The following is a 2,939-nucleotide window of genomic DNA, read 5'->3' on the forward strand; positions in this document are numbered from 1 at the left end:
AAATGTTCCTTACTCCGTAAGCTTTACAGCCCAAGGGTTTTCGTCCTTATTTCCTACTTTTAGGCTCTCAAGTAGGAAAAACAGTCTGTATCCCCCGCCAGACAAAGGTTAGCAACAACACAAAAATCAATTTGGCCGGGAGAATGAAACAGCCCTGAAGACACAGGGGAGGGCTTTTTGCTGCTTTCCCTCGGATGGGAATCCCCCTCCCTGGGTTAAGGATTTATGGGGAATCCGGTTTTAAAAGTCAGTTTTCTCTTTAACCCGCACAGACATCGTTTCGTCTCTATCGTTCCACCATACCTGGGTGGGTTCGAGTTGCTGCAAGTACCGGGTTGGGTTCACCCCACTCCTCATTCCCCCCCTAGGGGATGTTACCCTAGAGGGAATCGGCAATATGAACCCGATCGCGGAACCCTAACTCGAATATTGAGGAGTCAAACGTGGTTGCAAGTCCCGAACAACAACAAGTAACAACCCAAGTCAGCAGTGGCAGTGAGTCGCAAGGCGATCGCGTCGCTGTTTTATTGATGGGGTATGGAGAAGTCGAAAGTTATGACGACTTCGCCAATTACAATGAGCAAGCGCTGAATCTGCTGACGGCGAAGTTCGCACCTGTTCCAAGCTGGATATACCCCCCCCTGGCAAAATTACTCGCCATCTTTGATTTCCATGAGTGGAGTCATCAACATGGCAAATTCATCTCCCCTCACAATGCCATTTTTGAGAAACAACGTGAGGGAATCGAGCATGAACTGCAACATCAGTGGGGCGATCGCATTAAAGTCTTCAAAGCCTTTAACTTCTGTGCACCGCACCTTCCAGAGCAAGTTCTCACACAAATTAAAGCGGAAGGATTTGATAAACTGCTAATCTATCCCCTGTTAGTGGTCGATTCTATCTTTACCAGCGGTATTGCCGTAGAACAAGTCAATTTAGCCCTAGAAAAGCTCAAGGATGGCAATGGCGAACATTGGGTTAAGGATATGCGATATATCCCTTCTTTTTATAACCAACCCGGCTATATCAATTTGATGGCACAAATGGTCGAACAAACCATTGCTGCTGAACTCACTGGGGAACATCTCGCCTCACAAATCGGAATTGTGCTAATGAATCACGGTTGCCCTCACAAGGCAAAAGGTTTTACTTCGGGAATTACCGAAAGTCAAGCTCTCTATGATGCAGTGCGGGATAAGCTGATTGAGCGCTATCCTCTGATTTCCGTGGGTTGGCTGAATCACCAAACCCCTTTGATTGACTGGACTCAACCGAATGCAACTCTGGCTGCACAGAACTTGATCCAACTCGGTGCTAAAGCTGTTGTGTTTATGCCGATCGGGTTTGCGACAGAAAATCATGAAACCCTGCTGGATGTGCATCATATTATTCATGATTTAGAAAAACGCCACTCCGATGTGAGTTATATTCAGATGCCCTGTGTGAACGAACAGCCGGAGTTTTTGAGAATGGTGGCAGAATGGGCGAACCCCCTGATTGAAGAGTTACTCAGCGATCGCGCGGCGGTAGCCGGAACCCCATTAGTTGCAGTCCCTCACACCCATCACCATCAACACCATCACTAAAAATCTATCTTAAGGTGGAGAGGCGATCGCATATAAGTTGTGTTCCTCCTATGGAGTGAAATCACCGGATAATCAAGGGACCCGTTTTCCAGAGGAAGACGGGTTTCGTCCGGTGAAGTTAGCAAACAGATATCAGTTTCTGTGGTAAACTGGTCGGACATCCCCGGATGAAACAATTCATCAAAAACGAGAGTCTTACAGAGACACTCGGACTGGGGGCTTGGGATGAACCTCCAGAGAATCTCTTGAATAGAGGGATAATTCAGAAAAATGCTGTCATGGATTGGATGCTAAATTAGAAAACTGACACAATTGCTCGAAATTGAGTCGTTTATGTTTATAGGGGCTTTCTTCCAGGAGAAAGCCCCTTCCCATCGTCTAGTGCGTACATTTTGTTATGGTGAGGGAGAGTCAAAAGACCTTGAAAGTCAGAAATTGGATAAAAATGGAGCATCAGGAAAATAAGAATCCATCCATTCTTTTACCCGTCAGTCCTAGCGATCGCCTACCGGGATCACAAGTATGATAAGCTCTCTAGCGATCCCCAAAACTGGGAAACCGCAGTCCGTGCCATCACGATTGAAATCCCCGGTGATCACGATCGCACAACCGAAGGCGATCGGATCACCCAAATTGATGGAAAATTCGTTGAGCATGAACGTCAGTATTCCTCACGGTGTTGAGGAGGAGTCATTTATGGATTATACGTGGAAACCTTTTCTGTGGTTATTCGGCACAATCGCCCTGCAAGTCGTCACTCTGAGCTTTGCTGCCGTGATAGTAGTGGCAATTTCATCCCATTAAACTCGATAGCGATCGCACATTTTCCCGGTCTCCCCAAGGCTAACTTCCGTTGCGGCTTCTAACCTCTAGGCCATATTCTCAATCAGCATTCTTAACAGCTAAATAGGACCAAATGCCATCCCCAGTCTGCACCGTCCGTCTCTAACCCGACCCTAACCCAATCGTCGGTGGAGTCGCGTGAAGGTCAACAGATACCGGATCCCTCGATTCGGCAGGCATTAAACCCTCCCCTTGGGTAGATCGTCCAGGGGGAGGGTTTTAATTGCAGGATCAATAGGGATCAAGGCATTGCGAGCGAACAAACGTTAAACTAGAAACGGGACCTAATTTCGAGGGATAAATCGCCGAGAGTTCATCTTTGGGACCTCAGCATAGACCACTTCAAACAGGCACAGGTGAAGCGATTGAATGTCAGGAACCCCATAGCTGAAGCTAGGGGCTTGTAAGAGAAATCCCGCAAGCCTATTCTGACCAGCTATCGTCTTAACTGACTACGTTTTTTGAGTCACGACACCAAGGAGATGCGAAGCTAGTTCCCTGCCCTGTCAT

Annotated in this window: 2 protein-coding genes; one reads left to right on the forward strand and one right to left on the reverse strand. The window is 47.4% G+C overall.

Annotation, left to right across the window (positions count from 1 at the left end; genetic code table 11):
• Nucleotides 1-443 precede the first annotated feature (443 nt).
• Entirely contained in the window at nucleotides 444-1,586 is a 1,143-nt protein-coding gene (locus tag J0895_RS23685) for a ferrochelatase (RefSeq protein ID WP_207090447.1), read from the forward strand.
• Nucleotides 1,587-2,080: 494 nt separating this feature from the next.
• On the opposite strand, the gene J0895_RS23690 is transcribed toward J0895_RS23685, so the two are convergent.
• A complete protein-coding gene (locus tag J0895_RS23690) occupies nucleotides 2,081-2,242 on the reverse strand; it encodes a hypothetical protein (RefSeq protein ID WP_207090448.1) in 162 nt (53 codons plus the stop codon).
• Nucleotides 2,243-2,939 lie beyond the last annotated feature (697 nt).

The organism is Phormidium pseudopriestleyi FRX01 (assembly GCF_017313335.1).
Taxonomy (GTDB): Bacteria; Cyanobacteriota; Cyanobacteriia; order Cyanobacteriales; family Laspinemataceae; genus Laspinema; species Laspinema pseudopriestleyi.

Excerpts from the sequence above, each read along its gene's own strand:
- J0895_RS23690 (WP_207090448.1), bottom strand. The coding sequence starts at position 2,242 with ATGCTCAACGAATTTTCCATCAATTTGGGTGATCCGATCGCCTTCGGT.